This window comes from Pseudomonas sp. NKUCC02_KPG, assembly GCF_019345465.1.
GTDB lineage: Bacteria > Pseudomonadota > Gammaproteobacteria > Pseudomonadales > Pseudomonadaceae > Aquipseudomonas.
Map to the genome: position 1 here is coordinate 174,224 of NZ_JAHKRC010000002.1, position 21,639 is coordinate 195,862.

22 protein-coding genes are annotated in these 21,639 nt (G+C 50.6%); 7 read left to right on the plus strand and 15 right to left on the minus strand.

Translation table 11 applies throughout. The features are described from left to right. Positions 1–62: 62 nt before the first annotated feature. Positions 63–857, plus strand: coding sequence for a DNA adenine methylase (locus KO536_RS03665; protein WP_219261110.1), 795 nt, complete (start codon positions 63–65; stop codon positions 855–857). Between the two features lie 37 nt (positions 858–894). On the opposite strand, the gene KO536_RS03670 is transcribed toward KO536_RS03665, so the two are convergent. The 6 genes from KO536_RS03670 to KO536_RS03695 all read right to left on the minus strand — a co-directional run bounded on the left by KO536_RS03670 (position 895) and on the right by KO536_RS03695 (position 7,190). Further along, positions 895–1,206: a hypothetical protein gene (locus KO536_RS03670; protein WP_219261111.1), complete on the minus strand. Its 312-nt coding sequence runs from the start codon at positions 1,204–1,206 to the stop codon at positions 895–897. Positions 1,207–1,696: 490 nt separating this feature from the next. Continuing rightward, a complete protein-coding gene (locus tag KO536_RS03675) occupies positions 1,697–2,167 on the minus strand; it encodes a very short patch repair endonuclease (RefSeq protein ID WP_219261112.1) in 471 nt (156 codons plus the stop codon). Positions 2,168–2,182: 15 nt separating this feature from the next. After that, entirely contained in the window at positions 2,183–3,838 is a 1,656-nt protein-coding gene (locus KO536_RS03680; protein WP_219261113.1) for a DUF2357 domain-containing protein, read from the minus strand. A 2-nt stretch (positions 3,839–3,840) separates the two neighbouring features. Beyond that, the gene (locus tag KO536_RS03685) at positions 3,841–5,511 is read right to left on the minus strand and encodes an McrB family protein (protein WP_219261114.1); all 1,671 of its coding nucleotides are present in this window, start codon (positions 5,509–5,511) and stop codon (positions 3,841–3,843) included. After that, a complete protein-coding gene (locus tag KO536_RS03690) occupies positions 5,477–6,976 on the minus strand; it encodes a DNA cytosine methyltransferase (protein WP_219261115.1) in 1,500 nt (499 codons plus the stop codon). Before KO536_RS03690 ends, KO536_RS03685 begins: the two co-directional genes overlap by 35 nt. Then, positions 6,969–7,190: a CopG family transcriptional regulator gene (locus KO536_RS03695; protein WP_307876312.1), complete on the minus strand. Its 222-nt coding sequence runs from the start codon at positions 7,188–7,190 to the stop codon at positions 6,969–6,971. Before KO536_RS03695 ends, KO536_RS03690 begins: the two co-directional genes overlap by 8 nt. Before the next feature lie 479 nt (positions 7,191–7,669). Between KO536_RS03695 and KO536_RS03700 the strand changes: the two genes are divergently transcribed. The 3 genes from KO536_RS03700 to KO536_RS03715 all read left to right on the plus strand — a co-directional run bounded on the left by KO536_RS03700 (position 7,670) and on the right by KO536_RS03715 (position 11,628). After that, entirely contained in the window at positions 7,670–8,689 is a 1,020-nt protein-coding gene (locus KO536_RS03700; protein ID WP_219261117.1) for a hypothetical protein, read from the plus strand. Beyond that, the gene (locus KO536_RS03705) at positions 8,682–9,581 is read left to right on the plus strand and encodes a hypothetical protein (RefSeq protein WP_219261118.1); all 900 of its coding nucleotides are present in this window, start codon (positions 8,682–8,684) and stop codon (positions 9,579–9,581) included. Before KO536_RS03700 ends, KO536_RS03705 begins: the two co-directional genes overlap by 8 nt. A gap of 1,729 nt (positions 9,582–11,310) precedes the next feature. Further along, positions 11,311–11,628: a Fic family protein gene (locus tag KO536_RS03715; RefSeq protein ID WP_257622765.1), complete on the plus strand. Its 318-nt coding sequence runs from the start codon at positions 11,311–11,313 to the stop codon at positions 11,626–11,628. A 547-nt stretch (positions 11,629–12,175) separates the two neighbouring features. Here KO536_RS03715 and KO536_RS03720 read toward each other — a convergent pair. From KO536_RS03720 to KO536_RS03745, 7 genes are all read right to left on the minus strand, one after another. Further along, positions 12,176–13,339, minus strand: coding sequence for a tyrosine-type recombinase/integrase (locus KO536_RS03720; RefSeq protein WP_315264841.1), 1,164 nt, complete (start codon positions 13,337–13,339; stop codon positions 12,176–12,178). Beyond that, positions 13,225–13,629, minus strand: a complete 405-nt coding sequence (locus KO536_RS24485; protein ID WP_254925009.1) for a hypothetical protein — start codon at positions 13,627–13,629, stop codon at positions 13,225–13,227. The genes KO536_RS03720 and KO536_RS24485 overlap by 115 nt, the downstream gene beginning before the upstream one ends. Positions 13,630–13,669: 40 nt before the next feature. Next, positions 13,670–14,167: a hypothetical protein gene (locus KO536_RS03725; RefSeq protein ID WP_219261121.1), complete on the minus strand. Its 498-nt coding sequence runs from the start codon at positions 14,165–14,167 to the stop codon at positions 13,670–13,672. A 65-nt stretch (positions 14,168–14,232) separates the two neighbouring features. After that, on the minus strand, positions 14,233–15,159 hold the full coding sequence (locus tag KO536_RS03730; protein ID WP_257622766.1) for a phosphohydrolase: 927 nt from the start codon (positions 15,157–15,159) through the stop codon (positions 14,233–14,235). 81 nt (positions 15,160–15,240) lie between these two features. Continuing rightward, complete coding sequence (locus KO536_RS03735) at positions 15,241–15,747, minus strand: hypothetical protein (RefSeq protein ID WP_219261122.1); 507 nt, start codon at positions 15,745–15,747, stop codon at positions 15,241–15,243. A gap of 166 nt (positions 15,748–15,913) precedes the next feature. Then, entirely contained in the window at positions 15,914–16,345 is a 432-nt protein-coding gene (locus KO536_RS03740) for a hypothetical protein (RefSeq protein ID WP_219261123.1), read from the minus strand. Positions 16,346–16,650: 305 nt separating this feature from the next. Beyond that, positions 16,651–18,600 (minus strand): DNA cytosine methyltransferase, encoded by a 1,950-nt coding sequence (locus KO536_RS03745; RefSeq protein ID WP_219261124.1) that lies wholly within the window; start codon positions 18,598–18,600, stop codon positions 16,651–16,653. Positions 18,601–18,651: 51 nt separating this feature from the next. Between KO536_RS03745 and KO536_RS03750 the strand changes: the two genes are divergently transcribed. Further along, positions 18,652–19,320, plus strand: a complete 669-nt coding sequence (locus tag KO536_RS03750; protein WP_219261125.1) for a DUF2971 domain-containing protein — start codon at positions 18,652–18,654, stop codon at positions 19,318–19,320. 197 nt (positions 19,321–19,517) lie between these two features. Here KO536_RS03750 and KO536_RS03755 read toward each other — a convergent pair whose 3' ends face one another. Further along, positions 19,518–19,898 carry a hypothetical protein gene (locus KO536_RS03755; RefSeq protein WP_219261126.1) on the minus strand — a complete coding sequence of 127 codons (381 nt, stop codon included), beginning with the start codon at positions 19,896–19,898 and terminating at the stop codon, positions 19,518–19,520. A gap of 48 nt (positions 19,899–19,946) precedes the next feature. On the opposite strand from KO536_RS03755, the gene KO536_RS03760 reads away from it, so the two are divergent. Then, positions 19,947–20,522 (plus strand): hypothetical protein, encoded by a 576-nt coding sequence (locus tag KO536_RS03760; protein ID WP_219261127.1) that lies wholly within the window; start codon positions 19,947–19,949, stop codon positions 20,520–20,522. Positions 20,523–20,552: 30 nt separating this feature from the next. Here the strand turns inward: KO536_RS03760 and KO536_RS03765 are convergent, their stop codons facing one another. After that, the gene (locus KO536_RS03765; protein WP_219261128.1) at positions 20,553–21,191 is read right to left on the minus strand and encodes a hypothetical protein; all 639 of its coding nucleotides are present in this window, start codon (positions 21,189–21,191) and stop codon (positions 20,553–20,555) included. An 11-nt stretch (positions 21,192–21,202) separates the two neighbouring features. Between KO536_RS03765 and KO536_RS03770 the strand changes: the two genes are divergently transcribed. Then, positions 21,203–21,562, plus strand: coding sequence for a hypothetical protein (locus tag KO536_RS03770; RefSeq protein WP_219261129.1), 360 nt, complete (start codon positions 21,203–21,205; stop codon positions 21,560–21,562). Positions 21,563–21,639: the final 77 nt, after the last annotated feature.

Genomic DNA, 21,639 nt, shown 5'->3' on the forward strand with positions numbered 1-21,639 from the left:
CCGAGCACAAAGCGGGGCGAGCCTAGAACCTGTTTATCCATACAGTAAAGGTCTTGCATAATATGTCTTCACCCATCATTCCTTGGATGGGCGGTAAACGCCGCCTGGCCGACCGCCTTATCCCCCTGTTCCCACCCCACGAATGCTATGTCGAAGTCTTCGCCGGCGGCGGGGTGCTGTACTTCCTGCGCCCACAGCCTGCTCCGGTCGAAGTGCTTAACGACATCAACGGCGACCTGGTGACCCTGTACCGAGTGGTGCAGAACCATCTGGAAGAATTCGTGCGTCAATTCAAGTGGGCCCTCAGCTCACGGCAGATATTCGAGTGGCAAAAAATGACCCGCCCGGAAACCCTGACCGACATCCAGCGCGCGGCGCGATTTTTCTACCTGCAGCACCATGCCTTTGGTGGCAAGGTTTCAGGGCAGAGTTTCGGTACCGCAACAACTGCTCCAGCAATCAATCTGCTGCGCATAGAAGAGGATCTATCTACTGCATGGCAGCGTCTATCTGGCACCTACGTCGAAAACCTGCCCTGGCTTGAGTGCGCAGAGCGTTACGACCGGCCGCACACCTTCCATTACATGGACCCACCTTACTGGCAGACTGCTGGCTACGGCGTGGATTTCCCGTTTGAGAACTACGAGCGGATGGCTGACTTTATGCGGCGCTGCAAAGGGAAGGTGATGGTCAGCATCAACGATCATCCGGACATTCGGCGGGTATTTGAAGGGTTTCATTTTGAGACGACCGAGATCAGGTACACGACCACGAATCAGCGGCAGGGGAAGGCAGAGGTGACGGGGGAGTTGATTGTTATGAATTGGGTTCCGGAGGTACTGGGAGGGTCATTTTAAGGTCTCGGAGCAAAGTATAAAGCACGAGCCATGTAAACTAATTCTCATCCTGTGCTAGTGTCCACCCTGCGGTGTACAAGATATGAGATGTCGTATTTTGATGTGTGGCAGAGATCGTGTGAGCATCTAATTTAACTTGGTTTTGTCTGGTTTTCGGTGGAGGTACCAGCGTGCTTTCAATACCGAGACCAATTTTAGGTGATGCGTTCCAGTCTTTTATCATTTTGCTTGGAATGGGTTTAGCTCTGCGGAGTTCTTTCGCTAAAAAGCGTTCTGCTTTACTCATTGCCTCCAAACTCAGAAAGTGTAACTCCTCTTCGCTCAAGCGGCGGCGCTCTTTGCTATTCATGCGGTGCTTCTTCTTGGGGGGGCGAGCCTAAGTAGGCGAGGGAGCTGGTTTCGATGGCTTTGGTCGGCTTTTTTCTACAAATGGAATCACTCGGGCGGCTATTACCTCAAAGCCATCTGAGCCTTGAAGGGTAGCCATGACTTTATAAAGCTCACAGTACTGTAACCACTCTCTATAATAGGTGAACTCCTTGCGGTCAATTCCCATGAGAAGAATGTACCTATAGAGATTTCTGGGGAGTTTCATGGATTCTAGGTCTTTAATTTTTCTAGTCATGAATGTGTTGTTCATAACGCTCAAAGCCTCCAGTGGCAGTAGTCGCGGGCAAAACCCCTTTTCCTAGTATGCACTCATTGAGAGGGGACGCTTCCGACTAAAACTACATTATCTGAGTGATGTAGATATTGAACTTATCTGCAGGTTTGAGTTTGTTTTAAGTGGGTCGTTGGGCAGGGAGGATGAGTTTTACATTATAAGTTTAAGAAAAATTTCAAGTGTATGGCTCGTTAAGTGACGAAATAGTGAGTGTGGTGGGTTGAGTGTTACGAATGAATTTAGCTGCGTGAGCAAGTACGTCAATATCAGTCATGCGATGCTTCCCTCGCAAAGCACACTCCCAGATGGCAAGGACGCGCCAGCCTGTATCCAAAAGTTCAGTTACTGTTTTTTTGTCTCTGACTTCATTAAGCTCAAGTTTTTGGCGCCAGAAGTCTTTTCGTGTTTCTGGTAATTTCGAAAGAGCGCATTTGTGGAAGTGCCAGAAGCAACCATGAATGAATACTACTGTACGATATCGTGGAAAAACAAGATCGGGGCGTCCAGGGAGGGTCTTGTCATGTAGCCGGTACCTTAGTCCTTTTGCGTGCAATCCGCGCCTGATTAGCATTTCTGGTTTAGTATCACGGCTTCGAATGCGACTCATATTGAGTTGGCGCTGTTTGGCAGTAAGAACATCAGTCATTCATTTCTTCCTCCCCTACGAACTTGCATCATCGACGATTATTTTTAGGCAGTCTTTCAGATCATTTTGGCTCATCCCAGGTCTTAAATTGACCGCGCCGAAACGAAACTTCTTTCGGTACTGTGGATGGAAAAGGCGACCTGGTACAGGTGTGGTACGAAAGTCTGTACTCAGATTCGGTATATGCGGTGTAAGAAGGTAAGCCGCTGTTACAATGTCTTCGATTTGACCGCATGAAGTTTCTTGAACCAATGCATCGCGGTAGGTGTGGATCGAATTTAGCGCCTCGTTCAACCCATTGTTTATACGGTACTTAGCATCCAGGACGATGACACGCTGTTCTTGGCTGTTTCCGAGCCCTGTGCCAGCGAGAACTATGTCGGGAACCATTGAACGGCTGAAGCTCCCTTTCCCATCGAAATCTACCCAGTATTCGGAATACTTCCGCTGAAAGCACAGTACCTTACCTAGCCCGATCGGTACGATTACAGCGCTTGCTGCGATTGTCACGCCGCCCACAGAGTTGGTACTAAACAGGCTGCTCAAATCGACACCTGTGGGTCCATACAGCTCAACTGCTGAGCGCAGAAGGCGCAGGAAACACCATAGTTCGTAAAGCTCGAATGTCCTTGCCAATGGCATCTGCAAAAAGTCGCCGAAGAGCGCAGCAAGTCCCAAGTTCATATCCTGCCAAAGCCGATAAAAGCGTTGATAGACAGGGTCGTTACGAAACAGCGAAGACATGCGAAGTAGTGCTGGTCCTTCACTAACGTCAGCCATAAAGCCTGAATTTGATAAATCGTTGAGACGGCGAGCAATTTTCCGCGTACGGAGTGCCCAGCTGCCTGCGGTCGTACTTAAATCCGAGTTGTATGCTGTGTCTGTTTTTGCGAGAACTTCAGCAACACTTGCAAGCCAAGCTGACCATGACTTGAGGCACGCTTTGATCTGCCTGTGCTCCAGTATGTCCACACTGTTTCTGCTCCGCCGTACCGTTATTTGGGCTGGCAAGCGACCTTTCAGCACGGCAGGAAGACGTGATGGTCGAACCGTTTCGGTCCGGATTGCTCCGGACCGGAATGATTTAATGATCTCAGGCCCTGTGGCGCGCGCGGCACGGTGTGAAGGTAGTGTTACCTCCTCGGAACGTAGGAAGTGGCGGGGCGAGCGAGCGATTGCTGCAATTGCATCTGAAATTTCATCCACGCGTGAACGCAGGAACTCAAGTCGTGCAAGGGGTGGCGGTTTATTGCCGGGTTGGCGAGCTATGCTTTTACGGAATGCGCTGAGTGAGAATAGCGCGAAGGTGTCTTCCAACACTTCACGCACCATGGTGTCAAAATCATCCCTTGTGAGCTTACGCAGATCCGGGTCGGTTGTTATTTCAAAGCGACGTGTACCTGTGCCCGGAATGCGTAGGACAGCCTCAACAACTCCAGCATGAAAGCCCGGTTCCCAGCGCCAGCGCGCTACGTTCGGCTGGCGAGACCGCAGAGCTTCAATCGGTACATCATCAATCAATAAATCCGTGTTAAGGGCGTCGTCGCCCTCTCGCAACTCGAAAATATAGAAGTTACCTTCGCACACGACTCCTGGAGGAATTGATTCTGCTATTGGCCAAACCTGCCAAGCTGGTCCGACACCTTGGGCCTGAATATAGAGTTTCGTCACAGTCAGCGCATCGCCTGAAAGGAGCCGAAGTCGTCCAAGTCGGTCAACAGTTTCCGGATATAGGACTCTGCCTTAGGCATACCCTGACAGGCCCTCTCTAAGCTGGTAAGTAGTGAGCGCTGTCGTTCGGCACCGCGCAACTTGACTAAGACTTTTTGCACCAAAAGCTGGTCGGTGACCTCAATGGAAGGAGTCTTGAGGTGCTCCGCATCGAAGGCGTGATAACGCACACACTCTTCAATCAATCGGTAACCAAACCCTAATCCGTGTGGCTGCATCAGTCGGTGAATTTCCGTAAGCTTTGGCTCGGCTGCTACGCGCGCATTTTTGAGATCAGGATGTTGGGCTTCTAGAGATGTGAGAAATCCGGGTACATCAACTATCGACATATCTATGACCGATGCCCGGTCGAGTACCTTATCACTGACTGGATTGGTCGTTTCATCGACATTTATGGTGCCAATGATGAACAAGTTAGGCGGTAGTGGCAGTTCAGCACGAATACTTGCTCCTGTTGTGCCTTCCAGAGGTATGCCATTGGAGTGAAGTTGTAGCGCCCCCTTAGTTTCCATGCACGATAGAACATCGGAAAGGTAGTATTCGACCCGTGCTAGGTTCATTTCATCGAGCAAAACAAAGACAGGTGACTCGCGATGTGCTGTGGCCACCAATACAGCTTCCAGGAAAGGCGGAACGACATATCGGTTGGTCAACACATCGTAATAGCCGGTAAGGCCAGTTGGATCGGTCCATTCGGGGCGCACTGGGCATTCAAAAATCAGAGGATCGGACTCTGTATCCTCTGTCAGTCCATGAATTGCACGGGCGTACTTCAACGCTAGCTGTGTTTTGCCAGTACCAGACAGGCCAGACAGGATGACAAAGTGCTTATGATTCAGAAAATTTAGCGCAGCATGGAAGCGGCGCACTTCTCCATTCGGGTAGTGACCGCCTTGTGATTTGACTGCAGCTTCAATCTCTTCGACCGGAATGCTTGACGGCATACGGTACATAGAAGACTTGAGAGTTGCAGCATCGTCCCAGACCGAGATTTCGTGAATCTTCTCTTGTCCAGCAAGGGCTCCAAGCCAGCCAATGAACTCGCGTGCTAATAAGCTCCGGCGTGCCGATGCTGTCGGTGGATAGAGTGCTACAGCTATTTCATCTGGCTCTACCCCAGGTCCGAATGGACTTAAATCAAATTTCAAGCTGTTCCAGAAGCCGGAGTTTCGCATCCACAACCGACCGTCTCCAGCTAGGTAGACTGCTACTACGTGGTTGGAATGGTTGTACTTAAACGTTCTCTCTGGCTCATTGCTTTCCTCCTCGACCTCATCGTCTGATTTATTGTCGGAGGTTTTTTTTGCAATCGCGCCCAGGCGCATCATATCAGCGAGGCGTTTTTGGAAGTTTGCTTTATCTTTCCGGATGAGAACGGAAAAATATACCTCGTCTTCTGGAGGGAACTTCATCACGCAAGCAAAAATGAAAGCATCGGCATCTGTGTCTTCACGCACAGCTTTGAGATTGGGTACACCGAGTTGTACTCCGCCCTCAACGATTTTTGCGCTGTTTGAAACGCCGAAAAGCTTGTTAGTACGAGTAGTTTTCGTACCCCCAAAATACTTATGCGATGCTTCAAGAAACTTCCGCTGCCGCTCTTCTAGTGTCATCCTCTGTCTCCCTTTCTTTTTGCGTGAGGGCAGTCATCATTTTCGTGGCTATTGCTTTCGCAAGCAGCGGTGGAACTGCATTACCAATCTGCTTGAATGCAGGGTTCATAGTGCCACTGAATAAGAATCCATCAGGGAAGGATTGCAGTCGCGCAGCTTCGCGCACAGAAATCGTCCGCGATTGATTGCTGTCATAGTGGATATGGCTATAGCCGTCTTTGCCAAGGTGTGCCATCAGCGTACGCGCTGGTTGGTTACGCCACATTTTGCGCCACTTATTCGGAAACTTACTGGCATCGTACGGTGGCACAATCGAATCCCAAAGAGCTTTGTATTGAGCCGACCCTTCAGTGATTTTTTCGCCTTTAGCTCGTGCTACTACGAGACGTTCCTCGAACATCGTGACTGCATGCGCATGTGCCTCTGGGTACTGATCTCCTGGGTTCATACGAGCAAATAGTTCGTAGTCTCGTGGCAGAAAACGTATGACGTGATCCTTTGGGCCTTCTTTGGCAGATTCGTGACCGGGCCATGTACGCATAAGTTTTGCGTAAGCAGAAGGCATCTTGCGGTTGTAGCCAACTGGTGTATCGAAGCGACGGGCACCTCGAGAAATTTCTCCTTTGGCCAGGAGTTCTCGGGCGTGGATCGCAGGTAGATCACTCAGTGCATCCTCGGCAGTTACCGCTGGAGGCAGGTCCGGGGTTGCGGCGGGCGGCTCGATATATGAGTGTGCTTCGTCAAGGAGTCCTCGAAGCGACTTCAGTGCCACTGAACGTGAGCCCTCATAGCCTGGCGGTAGCACCAGCCAGTGGCTTGGAGAAGGAAACGATACCTGTTGTTCGAGCTCATGGCGATAACCTATCAGGAACATCCGCTCACGCATCTGGGGGACGCCATAAAAGGCCGCATTCAGAAGCGTATAGCCGCATGTATAGCCTTTCGCTTCAAGCACTTCACAAGTTTCTTCTGCGATGTTTTGCCCACCATGGTTCAAAATATCGGGTACGTTTTCCATCAGAACGGCAAGAGGTTGAAACGCATCAACAAACTCTAGGTACTTTTTATATAGTTGTGCCCTGGGGTCGTGGATAAACGCTTCCGGATGGGCCTCTATTTCTCGCAGTTTAGAGCGGCCTACCCGTGCAAATGCTTGGCAGGGAGGACCGCCAACAACCACGTCGAAGGCATCAGCCACCTCGCCAATACCTAGGCGAGCGCAAAGTTCTGCAGGGGAAGTTTGGGTAATGTCGATAGGCTGGCTATGAGCTTCGGCGCCATCATGGAAATTCAGACCATGAGATTTTGCTGCGTTGGGTTCAAATTCGACAGCTGCACGCATGTCGAAGCCTGCAGCCTCGAATCCGAGGGAAATTCCTCCGCAGCCAGAGAAAAGGTCCAAAACACGAGGTTTTGCTCCGGTTTTCAGGCGCGCTAGCTTGCGGAGAAAGACGGCTTCAGTCATTTGAGTCAGATCCTGGTCGTGTGGACAGCCGCAGAGGCAGTTCCAGCTGACCTTTGTATTCAGTTAGAAAGCGTTGGATGGCCATGCGAATGACCCATGCGGACGAGACGTTATTGGCGTCTGCCAGCGCTTGGACCTGAAGGTGAGCGTCTTCAGGCAACATGACGGAAGTCCTTACGGTCTTACGGTCTGTGTTTGCGGGGCTGCGGGTCATATACGGTTTTCATCGTTTGATTGTGTGGTGCAATTTTGCACCAGTATGCGTATTTCTGCATCATTAGATCAGCATTCTGGTTTGGCCATGAGCTGACAGATGGTCTGAGTATGAATACCTATGATTTAGCTGTGTTTTTATACAGTGCAAGGGTAGCACTTTTATTTCTGTGTAGTGGAAGCATTTCGAAATATTTGGGCAGGGATACCCAAGAGAAAACACGTAAAAGCACAGCGGAAAAATTGAGCTGCCGCCATCCTACTCAATGCCATTCAACTGGTCTTCACCCACGGGGCTTCGTTCGGTGTTCCTCTGTAGTAAAGTCCTGGGAGTAAATGGGTAACCTCTGAGTGCTGGCTGATAGAGCGTGTATAGACAGTCAGCCTGGGGCCTTGCTTCTGAAACTGCACACCAGTGCGAGCATTGTGCCATCACACTGTAGTAAGCTAGGGATAACCGGAACAAAAAATGGACGGCAAATGAAAATACTCGATATTCAATTCGATGGTGTAATTAGCGGTAAAGTAGCCTTCGGAAAATCAACTTATACAGAAGCTATAAAGCACCTAATTCCTTTGATTGATAAAACAGAATTTCAAAGAAAACTTCAGGATAAGAAATTTTATAGTAAGCTTGAGCGAGATATAACAGATGGGTGCGTGATGCCGCCGATAACTGTTGCATTCGTGACGGATGAGGATTTAAGGACTGTTCAAGATATTGAATCGTATGTTAATAAAAATATAAATCACTCTTTCGTTTTGGATGGTATTCAACGGCTCAATACTTTACATCGCGCCTCGGAGGTTACAGATTTTGATGATGATTTTAATCTTTATATAAATTTCATTCTTTGCGACTCTATTGAAAAGCTTTTGTATAGGATGATAACGTTAAATAATGGACAAAGGCCTATGACGCCTCGGCATCAAGTCGAGATAATGATAGCGAATGCCTTTGATTTTAAAAAGCTTGGTATTAGTGTTGTGGCTGAAAAAGATTCATCAACCATCGCAGCTCGAAAATCCTTTAGGAAGTCCGATATTATACAGGCGTATTTAGCCTTTATGGCGGATAGTCCTATTGTTGATAATAAAAAAATAATTGAAGAGAAAATGGATGATCTCCTCGTTGGGAAAATTATGGCAGTGGAGCCAACAAAATATAAATCTAGTTTTAAAGAGTTTATTAAAATATTGGCCATTTATCAGAGGAATCCAGAGTCTCTTAAGTGGCTTAAGGTTACTAATAACCTTGTTGGTTTTGCTGCTGGGGCGAAACACTCTATAGAAGAGCTAAAACTTATAGATGAAGATGAGTTTGCAAGCTGCACTGATAGATTTGATCAGGCCTTCTCAGATTTCAATCCTTCTCGGATTAAAGTTGGTAAGTTCAGAAGAGAGCTTTCTTGCGAGTATTTCAAGAGTTTTGCAGAGTACAGACATCTGGATGCCGATGAGCTTTTGGAACACTTTAGCGAGCTGACTCTACATGACTGATAGATATGTTTATATTGACCCTATATTTTCAAAAGGTGCTGGTGCTTTAGTAGGTTTGTCACTTCATGAAAATAACAGTTCCGCATTAAGGATTTTCCGACTGTTGACGGGCACATGTACTATACATGATGTTTTTTTCAATAAAAAATTCAAGTCAGCCATTAATTATTTAAATTTCCCATATACGCAAAACTCTCGATCAAATAAGAAAACGCTTCTGGAGATGTTTCCGGAGGATGTAACGCTTGAGGATATTTCAGAGTATTTTTGCAAATTGAAAAATAATGAGGAGTTTTACGCATCAATTGAGTTTGAGTTGATTAATTGTGTGGTTGCGCGAAAAAGCGAGCGATATCTAGAATCATTTATTTTTCTTTATAGAATACTGGAAGGTATAAGCTATAGCATTCCTTTGATTTATGTTTCAAAGTCAAGAAGCTTTAATGCTTCATTTCGCAGTCTTCAGCAATATATGCCTACAAAAAACAATGAGGGTGAGCTGCTTTTTTTTAAAAATTTCATAAAGACGCATTGGTCCAAGGAAAATTTTTACAAATTAACTTTGGACATAGACATAGGCAGTATAGAAGTCGAGGAGATGCGGAGTATTTATTTTAAAATTTATAAGGAAAAAGCTAAAAATTGTATCGAAGGAGAAACTGAGGATGAAGAGCTGAAAATAACTTTTTTGGGGTTTATGCAGTTTATGATAGAGTTACGGAATCGATATTTTCACTTTCTTCAAGGTGGTTGGCAAAAAAACATCAGTACGAGTCAGATAATATTTCCAGATCTTTTTTTTAAACCTATTGTTGATTTGGGAATAAATTGGATATCGATAGCATTGTTCGAAGTCATTAAGTTTGATATGGAGAATCACGGCAAAACTTAATGGTGCGGTAGGTGTGCTCATGCCTTGGTGCTATTGGCAAGGGATGTCGTGGATAGCCCGCCCTTGTGTACATGGCTAGAGCACTGCATCACTCTGAAGTCGCTAGACTTCAATGGTCGTGCTATTGATTTTAGGGGCTCTGAGCATTGTAATTAGTTTCGTTACTTCGTGGTAAAACATTGGCCGAGTGTTTAAGTAGTTTTGGGCTTTAATGTTTTCGAATGTCTATATACTGTAGTTGTGAGGCTTTGTTTTTTTTCTCTTTTGATGAGCTCCGTTTTTTTAAGTTTATTGCCGTGTGATCAATAAACGTATTTTAATATCGGTCGCGCATCCTTTACCTCATTCTGAAATTCAAAGATACAGCTAAGTGTTACGAGCCCCGTAGGCCGTTTCAATTGTTCCTGTATCGAAACTTAATCGCTAAAAAATCATTAACTTATTAGCTTTTAATACTTGCTTTTAAGTCGTAGGTTGTGGCGTACCTACCGCCATCCCAAGTCCGCTATCGGTCGATTTTGTTGAGGAATTAGCTCCCGTGGGTGATGACCTCTCGCAAAATATATTCATTGGTCGGAGGGGGAGACATTGCATTATGGACCAGTTGTTGAGTGGGTAGGGTCGGCTGTCTTATGTGTTTAGTCTTGAAAGTTATATCTCAAATAGTTGAATTGGAGTGAAACTAAAGTGGATGTTAGCGGGAAGTTGTTAACTCTAATCTTGTTGCGATATCGTGAGTCATCTAAGAATTATAGCACAAAAGCAACCAGTTAGTTTGGCTGGTGCGGCATTGTTCTCTTCACTGTATCACTCATGACTTATTTAAAATCACCTGCGCAGTAGATCTTTATTTTCCGCGCAAGTGGTTTTATTCAAAGAAGCAGATAAGAACGCTAGCTACTTCTTAGGCTTCCCAGCATCGCTACGCTTGTCGCGTATTTGACCATCTTGATTTCGGGACCGGGGCTGCTCACCACCACCAGGTTTAGGAACATTCACATCTTTGTTTATTGGTCTTCTATCGGTCATTGTCGTGCCTCGAAAGGTTTGTGAGCAATCAATTAACCTGTAGCCTACTGCAGTGGCCTTGTGACACTACCTGAGGTGCTGGCAGTTAGCTACATGATTTTGGGTTTTGGGTCTACGGTAGCCGTTTACAGGGTTTCACCTTGAAGCTTGGTGCCATTGTTCTATACAGTAAACCGTAGATTCTCCGAGGGTAACTCCCATGCTCAACAGCCAATTCACAGATCGTAGCGCAAACGTGGCCAACGTCGTCCACGAATAACCTTGAAAGCGCCCGTACCAGTGTTTTCGTGGCGAGCAAAATGGCCGAGTACCGCGACGGCAAGATATCCTCTGCAGAACTGCTTGCTGCGACCAAAGCTCGTTACGGCTCCAAATGACCAGCGATATCACTCACGATGAGGGTGATGATCACTACTAGGTCGCGGGCTACTCCGTTGAAGACGACCCTTACGCCTATCCCAATGGCGTTCTGATCAACCTCCTGTACATTCAGACACTGTAACCTTGGGTGAAGCCGAGACCGACTTTGCGTCAGTTCGTATTATTCAGCTCCAGGAAGAGCCCATCGAAGGCGATTTCTCGCTTAAGTACCTTCAGGCTATCCATCGGTTCATGTTCCAAGATATTTACCCTTGGGCGGGTGAGCGCCGCAAAGTCGATATTGCCAAGAACGACACCATATTTCTCGCACAGCAAGAGATTGAACCCGCATATCCACGATATGTGGCTTCGCCTCAAGGAAACTGCTTTTCTGTCTGACTTGAACGGTGATTTGAAAGGTTTTGCTGCCGAAGCAGGCATCGCACTTGGTCAGATCAACCATATTCATCCATTTCGCGAAGGGAACGGTCGAGCGCAACGCGAGTACCTGGATGCGTTAGCACGACGTGCTGGTTTTATGCTGGAGTGTGGTGGCGTTTCCAAGTTGGCCATGAAGAACGCTTGTGTGGATGCGGTGAAGGGCCCGGAGTGCAAGGCTCTGGCGAAGTTTATCCGTTTGAGTGCAAAAAAACTCTGACTTAAACCGGCGATTAGCAGACGTTAAAACCCTCACTTGCGGCCCTTTAAAGTTCGTGCGTTCTTGCTTCACGACATTTCTCACGATCCGCCTTTGGCGGTCGTGGTCAAGGCAATTCGGTTTTGATTCATGGCGCTGACAGTAGCTGCGGATTGGCAAGTTGGTGCCGGGAATGGGAAGACCGATTGACGTGTCTAGCGTTGAGGTACGTTTTGACCGAAAGCAGGCGATCACCCAGCACGGTCAATTTTTGAGTGCCGGCAAAAAAAGGCTGGGGCCGCAGCACACCAAAACCTGCGCAAAACCCACCCTGCAAGCCACAGTTTACCTTTGGCCTATTCACGAATAAGAGTGCATTTTGTCACCGTTAAATAATATGTTTTTCCTTCATATACAATGACTTAAGAGATTTTACGAGCGAACATGGGGTGCTAGGGGTCGAGTGTTCGAATCACTCCGTCCCGACCATATTTTTCAATGACTTAGGCCAATGTCCCCGACATTGGCCTTTTTCATTTTCGGGAGATTTTCGGGGCTTTTCCGATTTTCATCCCTGCCTCCTCTTCAAGATTGTCAGAACCGGACCTCGTGAGTCGGTTGCTGATACCATATTTGCAGCCTCAATCAGTTGCCCTAGCTCGGCGCCGGAGTAGTGACTGGTGATGCTACCGTTCTTGTGGCCGAGCAATGCCTTGCGGTCTTCCTCGGTTACACCTGCTGCTCGTAGTCGTCGACCAAACGTGTGCTTCAAATCGTGAATCCGGATAGACAAGTAGCCAGGGTGAGCGGGGCGAAGGTTTTTCTCCTGCCAGAGTTTCGCCGCTCTCACTCGCGCTTTCTTCCAGGCTGAATCGTTCATTCGGTGCATCGCGGTCCCGTTGTAAGGAAATACCCATTCCTTGCTGATACCGCGCTGCTTATCAATGATCGACTTGGCCACGTTGTTGAGCACCACTAAGCGCTCATCTCCGTTCTTTACGCCCGAGCGTTCGTTTCGCCCGCCAAAATCGGCAGGTATCAGAAACACACTTGCGCCCAGTTCCGGTACCGCAATCTCCCAATCCCACTTCAGCTTGCAGACCTCTTGCTCGCGACAACCTGTGTTCACCTTGAACAAGGCCATCGCCTGCAAGTGGGCAGGCAACTCTCCAAAAAGAATCGACTGCTCTTCCCATGACATGGGGTAGGGCTTACGGCTCGACTTCTTCTCTTCCAGCTTTGTGAGCATTGGCACGCTATCAAGCCACGGCCTCATCTCGTCATCTCGCCACTTGCGCGCACAAAGCGTTAAAACCCTCACCACGCGCTCTATTGAGATGTTGACCGTTCTGTTTGCTACCCCTTTCTTCACTGTTCCATTGTCCAGTTTTTTTGTTGCAAGCCGATCCTTGATGAATGGCGCAAGCGCCTGGTCATCAATGTGTGTGAGCGGCACTTCTCCAATGAACTCGATCAGCTGTGACAGGTGATGCGCTGACAACTTGATAGAGGGTTGATCTTGAAACTCTGTGAGAAATCGTGCAGCTGCATGGGAAAAGGTTCTGACTTGCCTAACGCCATACACTTTTTCCTGTCGCAGCTGCTCTAGCCTGAGAATCAGGTACTGCTCGGCTTCTTCCCTGTCACCAGTTTCAGTGCTTTCGCGAAATCGCTGGCCCCGGAAGACCTTATCGATTTGCCAGATGCCGCCTTTTTTGTAGATGCCGGTGATTGTCTTTCGCGCCATGGATCTAATCCTTGTAGGCGCTCGCTGCGAGGCCGATTGTTGTCCTGATTGGCTGCTTTTTCAATCGACTTGCGCTCAACGTACGCATCAGCCCAAGCATCGAGCTCAATTCGATCAAAGCCAACGCCTTGTTTTCCTATCGGGAATTCGCGCACATTCGGGCGAACTGTTTTGTTGAACTCATCCCGGCACATGCCGAGATAGCCTGGCGCATCCATGGCGCGGAGGAACCTTGGAGGGGTGGGCGCGACCTGCGCCGCGCTTCGATTTGACATAGCTGTCTCCATGCCGCCGCGCTGGGCGGCAGAAGGTTGGTTATCGGGTGGCTTTGGCGAGCGCGGCATCTGCAACCTTCATGGCTGCCTGGGCGTCGTCCACATAGGCTGGATCGAAACCGCCGCACAGATGGATGGTGGCTTGGCAGGCGCGCAGGTTCTCGCGGGTAAGTTTCAGCGCTGCGACCAACTCTTCGCACGCCGCGCGCTCCTCCCGGCCTATATCCCAAAAGCGCTGACCCCAGTGATTCGGCGGTGGCGGGTTGTTGTTTTGCGCACCCATGGCCAGGGCCCCAACAATCGCGTCGCAGAGGTCGCGCTTGTAGGCATTGTCGCCGTCGATGCTCAGGCCGCGTCGCCGCAGGGAGCTGACGATTTCGTTGTCATCGAGACCCTGATCTTTGAGGATGATGTCTTCCTCGGGCTTGCCTGGGGTGTAAATCACCAGTGCTATCTTGGCACCGGGCAGGCAGTGAGCGCTGATCTTTACGAGTGCGTCATTTGCTACCTGGTGGAAGCGATGAAGGACTGCAGACATAGGGATACCTCGCCCGCCGATCATCGGCAGGCTTATAGAATTTTGTAAGGGAAACCTAAAAGCGACTAAATGGTTAGCTCATGACCGAATGGGACGCGAAACCCTGAAGCGTTGCGGTGACCACCGCCTCCGTACTGGCTGGCTATTTCAGAAACGTCCATACCTTCATCAGTGCTGCGCAGGCTGAACACTCTCCCAGTTGGCGTATCCCAATAGCAGGCTGCAAATGGCTCGCCCTGGGCCATCAAGTGGCCGGCATCGCTGGTCAGTGTGTAAGGTAGGGATGCGACAGGTACGTCGAAACCTCCGATCAGCAACCTTCGCTTTGTCACGCCAACCAGCTCTGTTACATCCTTGTGATGCTTGCGCTCAATTGCGGCCCCATCGGATACAAGGGTGAGAACATCAGCGGCCATCAGTTGGTCCCATACTTCAAAGTCGTAGGGGTAGCTGAACAGGTTGGCTTGGATCTCCCGCGTGCCTTCAAGCTTGAACAGCCAAAGATCACGATCCTCGATGTGCCGCAGTAACTGAGGGGGCTCTTGGCCTGGGAAGTAGTGGTCCCACGCGAGCATTGCTCCGCTTCGGTTCATATCGAAACAGCAGGCGATCGATGGGCCGTTTTGTGAGTTGGCCATGTCGTGCGCTGTTTTCCATCCGAGTAGTGGGGTCCCGTCATCGCGGCGGGTATCTTCTTCAATGCCTGCGTGGAATGGCTCGAAGCGCCCCAAATCTTCGGCCGCGCTCTTGTGATGGTCGAGCACGATTATGCTTTTCGCTCTCCACGCGAGCTCCGCCAGTACGTCGTACTTGTAGCTGAAGTCGACGAGAACAACGTCTTTTCCAGCTACATCCGGGGGCTCTTGGCCGTAGACACCAGGTACAAACTCGACATTAGCCCCAAGGGCTTTGCGAACTACCCATGCTGCACCGAAGCCATCGGCGCAGTTGTCGTGGTAGATGCACATGGTTTTCGATTTGTTTTCAGGCATGACTTCGTCCTTACCGCTAAAGCGGCTCACTTGGAGTTAGGTGTGATGCAGAGGGGCAGAGGGCAGAGTACGGACCTACTCCTAAGCGGCTGGGGTTGCCGCTTTCATTTGTGCTGTCGCGTTGTGGCGCCAATTGGTCGGGTCTTTCAGGTAATGCCCGAACATCCAGTGAATGACTGCCGCTTGTTCGTGCTCGGCCTTCTCGGGGATTTTGTGGCCTAGGCGGCGCAGGCCTTGTGCGTAGTGAATGCACTGGAAGCACATCAGACCAAAGATCCAGCGCAACTCGGCGGTTAGCTCAGGTGGTGAAGCGAGGTCATCGATACGCTGATCCGCCGCGGTCAGCCGTTCCTGCAGCTCATTTGCTCGGCGCCAAAGATCGAAGTCAGGCACCGGCTTGCCGGCCATGCGGTGCTCAAGCATCGCCCAGACTAGGTGGTATTCAGGCCAATCACGCTCAACAACTACGCTTTCAATCGTCTGTATTCCTTCATCGTGAAGGCATGCGCGCAGGTGTTTTTCCTGCATATGTGTAAGCCTTTTGAGCTTGACCACTATGTAGCGATCTTCTCGCTGGAATTCACTCATTACTGCTTCTCCCGTGCGCGCCGCTCAACCGCTTCGGCCTGGCGCAACTTGCTGCATTTGGTATGGTTGCCGTGGGCGCGCGATCTATTGCATTTGTTACAGATCGTTTGCAGGTCGAGCTGGCCCATGGGGACGCCGCATACCTGAACTGTTCGTCGGAGGGCAGTCATGCTGCCTCCGTTATGGCCTGTCGGAAGACGGGTAGGACGCCGGCCTGCTCGCGTACAGCGCGCATTCCCTCGATGTCGTATCCCCAGATGTTGCTGTCATCAAGCCGCTCAGGCCCGAGATAGCCTGGGTGCAGTGGCTCGCCGGTGCGGATGTAATCTCGGAACCCTTCTACGAGTGAGCGAAGCGTGCCGCCATGGCTGAACCCACGCCATCTTCCTCCCCAGTTTGTTTTGTGAGTGAAGATCCGTCGCGAGCTGTAATCGTCGATGAACCAGATCTTGCCGCGCTGATCTACTTCCATGCAGGCGTAACAGTTGGTCTTCTGGTTGAAGAAGAAGCGCCGGCCGTAATTGCCAATGATTCGAATCACATGATTGACTTGATTGGTGCGTTGTTGCTTCGCGGTGAGCTTGTTTTCTGTGGGCATGTGGTTACCTCGTTGATATGCTCGCTGGCTGTATGGAGGGAAGCCATGACTGTTGAAGTAGATTTGAAGGGGCGGCCGATAGATCAAAAGTGCAAGCACTGCGGAAAGCTTTTCACCGCTAACCGCCTCCGCAAGCACCTCGATTCATGCAAAGGTCCAGAGGGCATGAGGGTCTGTGACTTGTCCGGCGCAGCTAGGGCTAGGAGAGTTCGGCTTTTGTTCAGCCCTAAGAAGAAAAAGAAGAAAGGGCGAAGTGTTTTTGCAGTGAATGGTGGTGCTTTCGGGCTAGGCAAAAGTAGGAAGCATTAAGCCGCAATAGATTGGTCCTGGTGGTGACTCCAAGGATCATTTGCCCGGGCCAGCGCGGCCATCGGCGGCGGGCTGACGCTGTTCCCGCACATGTGCACTTGCTGGGTTTTGGTGAAGGGCTTGCCATCGGCGCCGTGACTGATGATGTAGTCACCCGGGAAGCCTTGGGCCTTGTACAGCTCTGCCGGTTGTAGCATCCGCAGGCAGATGTCGACGATCACATACGGCGTGCCTTTGATTGTCACCGTGACGAGTGCCAGGCGGTCGCGGGTGGTGATTGTCGGCGCCGGCTCGCTGGCGTCGCTCACATTCTCCGTTCCGTAGTAGCTGATCAGGAAGGCCGCGACCCGCAGTGCACCGGCTTCAACTTCTGGCGAGAGTTGCAGCTCGACCAGCGAACTCTTACCGCCACCGCCCGCTGTGATGGTAGGTGCCGGATCGTCCAGGCCCTGGCCAACACTGGCGCCGAACTGACGCTCAAGGAATGCCGTCATCAGTCCGTGGTGTGTGCCGCCTGCGCTGATGGTGTGCAGCGGGTCGTTCAAGTCCCGCGCATCGCAGTTGCCCCGTAAGTGCACTAGGTTGGCGGTGACCAATTGTTGTTGGCTGCCGGTGTTGGTCACAGTGGTCATGGGGTCTTCGATGCTCTTCGCGGCAGTCGTGTTGAAGCCGCCATTCATTTGCGCCATGAACACGGTCGATATTCCCATTGCATGCGCGGCACCGGCAGGCCGCTTGTAATTACCGCCGCTGGTGATGGTGGGTAATGGCTCATCCAATGCCTTACCTTCATCGGCGAACCTGAACTTCACTAGGTGCGCCGCTGCGATGGCATGCTTAACCCCGCCTGCGACAACTGTACCCAATGGCTGACCCAGACTGGGTACACGCGGTGCCTGACCAGCTCTCTCCCCGTAGCCGACTTGAACGAGTGTTGGGCTGACAATCGAGAAGGCGCCGCCCTTGGGGTATGAGGTCACGGTGCGCAGAGGCTCGTCGGCAGACTGCACGCTTTCCCCGGACCAGTTCGCGATCGGCACGATATAAGGGTTGGCGGCATCAAGTACGAATTTGCGCATGCCCTTGGCTACTCGCCGCAGGGTGGCCGGGGCTAGATCCTTTTTACGGCCAAAGATGCTCTTGCTCGGGATCGTCCAATCAATGCACTCGGCGGCCGTGCGCCACTTCTGCTGACCTTTGGCAGGGCTCTTGGCATGGGTTGGCTCTGGCCACACGATGGGCTGGCCATCACAGCGGGCAATCATAAACAGGCGTTCACGACTGGTCGGGGCCCCGAAGTCGCAGGCCTTAATTACGCGCCATTCGACGGCATAGCCCAGGCGTTGCAGCTCGGCGACAAAAACCGCCCAAGTCTGGCCGCGACGTTTAGGGTCAGGTACCAGAAATTGCTCACGGACCGGCACCACTTCACCTGGCTGAGCAATCACGCCACCCAGCTTGATGACGCGCCCGGCCGACTTGCAGCGTTTGGCTACCAGCGGCCCCCACTGCAGGATCTGCTTCACGTTTTCCAGGCTGATCACCCGGGGTTGCTTCATGCCTGCCCACTTCAAGCCGATCCACGATAGGTTTCGAATCTCACGCTTGCGCGGTTGACCACCGGCTGCCTGGCTGTGGTGGGTGCAGTCCGGCGACATATGGAACCAGCCCACGGCCCGGCCACCGCACTCAGTGTCAGGATCGCCCTCAAACACATCAGTGGTGAAGTGCTTTGCATGCGGGTGGTTGACCGTGTGCATGCTGATCGCTGCAGCGCTGTGGTTTTTGGCGACTGTCACAGCCCGGCCGAGGCCCATTTCCAGCCCGGTACCGGCGCCGCCACCGCCGCAGAAGAAATCCACGACAACCTCATCGTCTTGCGGGTTGAAGCCAAGGCCGTATTGGGTTTTGAAATCGAAGGGGTGTATCTTCTGCTGTAAAGACATAATGCTTCCTCAAGCTGGTGCTTTTAGAGAATTTTTAAAGGATTTGGATAAATGAGTGAAGTTAAGAAAGTTAGGGTTTACCATTTTTTAAATGCTAAATATGGTATTGAAGGGTTGCAGCAGAGGCGCCTAAAAGTTGCAAGGCTTCTTGAGTTGAATGACCCTTTTGAATTTTGTTGTTTTGATTTTTCCGAAAAAGGATTCCGAGATGATATGTCGGGATTTAAAAAAATAATGGCTGCTGGGATGGGCTTTATATGTTGTAGCCGTTCGTACTCGAGTCCTGTTCAATGGGCTCATTATGCTAATAAGCATAAAGGGATATGTTTGGGCTTTGATGTTGACGAAGATTTATGTTTGCCTGTTAATTACGTGTCTGAGCGAATGGACGTGAATAGCCCGTCAAATTTAATTGCGTCAGAGCAAGAAATTTTTATGACAATGATTAGCACGAAATTTGATCATTGGCGCTATGAGGATGAGGTAAGGTTTCCCGTGCATTTTCATCAAGATATACCTCTTGCTGAAAAGGTTTTTTATAGTATTGGTTCGGTATTGCAATTGAGGCAAGTAATCGTAGGGTGCGATTTAAATATCAAAATGTCAGAGGTGCTTGATGCCGCAAAAGGATATGGGGGTGAGGTTGAAGTTCTTAAAGTAAGGCCTGACTTTAGAACCTATAAAATGGTTGTAGACTCTAGTGAAGGTTGCTGTGAATAAAAACTTTCACTTTACAGTGTTTCACTTAGTTAATGACTCCTCACGGGTGCGCCGCTCAGCCGCTTCAGTCTAGCGCTGCGTACTGCATTTGGTGTGGTTGCCGTGGGCGCGAGACTTGTTGCATTGATCGCAGACTGTTTGCAGGTCGAGCGGGCGCATGGGCCCACCGTTGATCCTGACTGTTCGGCGGAGGGCGGTCATGCTGCCTCCTTGGAGTATCGAACACCGCGATATTCAGGCCGTGACGGGTAGTTAGGTTTGCAAATGACTGAGGAGAGCAGTTGCTTCCATGTTTTGGCGTTGTTGGGCAGGCAGATGCCGAACTCCTTAGTGTCGTACTCGATGTCGACCGCCAGGCGCCGTACCAACTCGAAAGACACTGCGATGTTCGAGCAGCCGCTGTTGTAGTAGCCCAAGCGCTCCAGCACTAGAGCTTCTTCGTAGATCCCGGCGCGCTCCAGTGTCCAGCAATAACCACTGTCATTTGGGCGCCATAGGGTGATTGCTTTGTGGCGGCGGTGGGTGTGTTTCAGGCTCAGCACGATGAATGTGCGTTCAGGCTGGTTTTCTGTAGGCATGGGGGAAGCCTCGCCGGTATAGTTCCGGGATCTACAGGGGAGTGGGTTATGAGCTGGGAAAGCATTTCTTTTTGGATCGAACACCACCCAGGATTAGCGTCATGGGTTCAAGCGATTGGATCGCTCTTGGCACTGGCTGTTGCTATAGGCGTTGTACGGCAGCAAGGACGCCAGTCGCGAAAGTTGTTTCGAGACCAGGTTAACCACGCATCGGAAGAAGCAAGGCTTCAGCGTATTGCGTCGCTGAGGGCTACAGTTGAGGTTGCTGAAATTGTTGCTATGCGCGTAATTGAGGCGGCAAGGAAGATGCCAGACATCATCATTGAAGGGAGTGCGCCCCTGCATAGAGACGCTCTTGAGGCCGCAACGCTATGGATTGCAAGGCTTCCTATTTACGAACTCCCTGGAGCTTTGGTCGCCAGGGAAGTGCAGAGCATAGCCCTGTACGCAAATCGAATGCACAAAGTTCTAGATCAAATATCCACTCAAGGGTATCAGTCTGATGAAAGCCAAAAAACTTTGCGGGTGCTCAACGGTGCTCCTGAGAAGGCTTTAGCGAGCTTAACTTCTTTTACAGATGAATATAATGGCGGAGTCGAAGTCATCAGGGCTGCTGATCTTTAAGCTGCGCTCAGCGCAATAGGTGAGGGCTGATCAGGCGCCTGACTGCTCGGCGATGAAGTAGTCCCAAGCTGCTTTATCGCCTTGGGCCACATACCATTTCAGCTCCGCGCTTTCTTCCGTATCAGCGACTGATCCGCCGTACTGGGCTCCGGGGAAAGTGAACAGCCCTTTATTGCCGCGCCACGGGTATCCGCCGGTGAACTCGGTAAAGGTGACGCCAGGCCTGTCCGCCACAACCCTAACCTTGAACTCTTCGAGTCTGGCGTTGCGGGCTGTGACCTCGGCCTTATGCCCGGCCTTGCAACCCGCAGAGCAGTAGACAACCCGCCCGTCGAACACCAAGTCCCGTGGAATATCAGTGCCAGTCTCTTCGTCCCAGTAGCTGGCATCACTGTCGCACCTGACTCCGCAATTGTTGCAGCCGAACCACCAGCCTGCGTCGACGTATGCTTTCGCCGGGATAAAGCGCTGTCCGGCATATTGGTCGGCCCAATGAGCTCGTCGGCATGAAACCGCACCGAAGTCTGTACCGATCTCGTCTGCACCCTGGCGCCGAGCTGCTGCGTTCGAAGTGGCGAACTGGATGTTGGATTCTTCGGGGTCGTTTGTCTCTACGGAGTAGGCCAGCACCTTGCGTGACGCTGGATCGACTTTTGGCTTCTTGCTCATGGTGTTCTCCAATGCAGGCGCCGCCCTCCGTGACCGGTGGTGGCATTTTGGTTTTGGTTGGGGTATTACAGGTCGAATGGTTTCATCTAAGCCAAGGTTATGGAGGCTGTATGCCATCAGAGTATTGCAACGACGAGAACTACCTCGACTACGAGATACGCACCAGAGTTTTTGGGCCTGTGAAGACTAATCCTCAAGACTCCAGTTGCCAGCTGGCACACTATCTTGCCACCGTCACGGTGCTTCAAGATGGATCAGAAGTTGATGGAGCAAGGACCGCGCTTCAAGGGCAATATGCGGATCAATATCTGGCCGAAAACTCAGCCTTTGCACGAGGTCGTGAAACCGTTAATCGAATATTGGAGTTATAAATCAACCTACGGTTACCGGATGCAGCGATATTTCTTGTCGTTAGTGACGTATAGGCGTGACCTTCAAAGAAGGCGGA

Bases quoted from the DNA above. Each gene is read 5' to 3' on its own strand.
- KO536_RS03665 (WP_219261110.1), top strand. From the start codon at position 63: ATGTCTTCACCCATCATTCCTTGGATGGGCGGTAAACGCCGCCTGGCC.
- KO536_RS03745 (WP_219261124.1), bottom strand. From the start codon at position 18,600: ATGTCTTTACAGCAGAAGATACACCCCTTCGATTTCAAAACCCAATAC.
- KO536_RS03735 (WP_219261122.1), bottom strand. From the start codon at position 15,747: ATGAGTGAATTCCAGCGAGAAGATCGCTACATAGTGGTCAAGCTCAAA.
- KO536_RS03670 (WP_219261111.1), bottom strand. From the start codon at position 1,206: ATGAATAGCAAAGAGCGCCGCCGCTTGAGCGAAGAGGAGTTACACTTT.
- KO536_RS03725 (WP_219261121.1), bottom strand. From the start codon at position 14,167: ATGTCTGCAGTCCTTCATCGCTTCCACCAGGTAGCAAATGACGCACTC.
- KO536_RS03770 (WP_219261129.1), top strand. From the start codon at position 21,203: ATGCAGGCGCCGCCCTCCGTGACCGGTGGTGGCATTTTGGTTTTGGTT.
- KO536_RS03750 (WP_219261125.1), top strand. From the start codon at position 18,652: ATGAGTGAAGTTAAGAAAGTTAGGGTTTACCATTTTTTAAATGCTAAA.
- KO536_RS03740 (WP_219261123.1), bottom strand. From the start codon at position 16,345: ATGCCCACAGAAAACAAGCTCACCGCGAAGCAACAACGCACCAATCAA.
- KO536_RS03755 (WP_219261126.1), bottom strand. From the start codon at position 19,898: ATGCCTACAGAAAACCAGCCTGAACGCACATTCATCGTGCTGAGCCTG.
- KO536_RS03730 (WP_257622766.1), bottom strand. From the start codon at position 15,159: ATGCCTGAAAACAAATCGAAAACCATGTGCATCTACCACGACAACTGC.
- KO536_RS03705 (WP_219261118.1), top strand. From the start codon at position 8,682: ATGACTGATAGATATGTTTATATTGACCCTATATTTTCAAAAGGTGCT.
- KO536_RS03675 (WP_219261112.1), bottom strand. From the start codon at position 2,167: ATGACTGATGTTCTTACTGCCAAACAGCGCCAACTCAATATGAGTCGC.
- KO536_RS03700 (WP_219261117.1), top strand. From the start codon at position 7,670: ATGAAAATACTCGATATTCAATTCGATGGTGTAATTAGCGGTAAAGTA.
- KO536_RS03760 (WP_219261127.1), top strand. From the start codon at position 19,947: ATGAGCTGGGAAAGCATTTCTTTTTGGATCGAACACCACCCAGGATTA.
- KO536_RS03685 (WP_219261114.1), bottom strand. From the start codon at position 5,511: ATGACACTAGAAGAGCGGCAGCGGAAGTTTCTTGAAGCATCGCATAAG.
- KO536_RS03690 (WP_219261115.1), bottom strand. From the start codon at position 6,976: ATGACTGAAGCCGTCTTTCTCCGCAAGCTAGCGCGCCTGAAAACCGGA.
- KO536_RS03695 (WP_307876312.1), bottom strand. From the start codon at position 7,190: ATGACCCGCAGCCCCGCAAACACAGACCGTAAGACCGTAAGGACTTCC.
- KO536_RS03765 (WP_219261128.1), bottom strand. From the start codon at position 21,191: ATGAGCAAGAAGCCAAAAGTCGATCCAGCGTCACGCAAGGTGCTGGCC.
- KO536_RS24485 (WP_254925009.1), bottom strand. From the start codon at position 13,629: ATGTCAAATCGAAGCGCGGCGCAGGTCGCGCCCACCCCTCCAAGGTTC.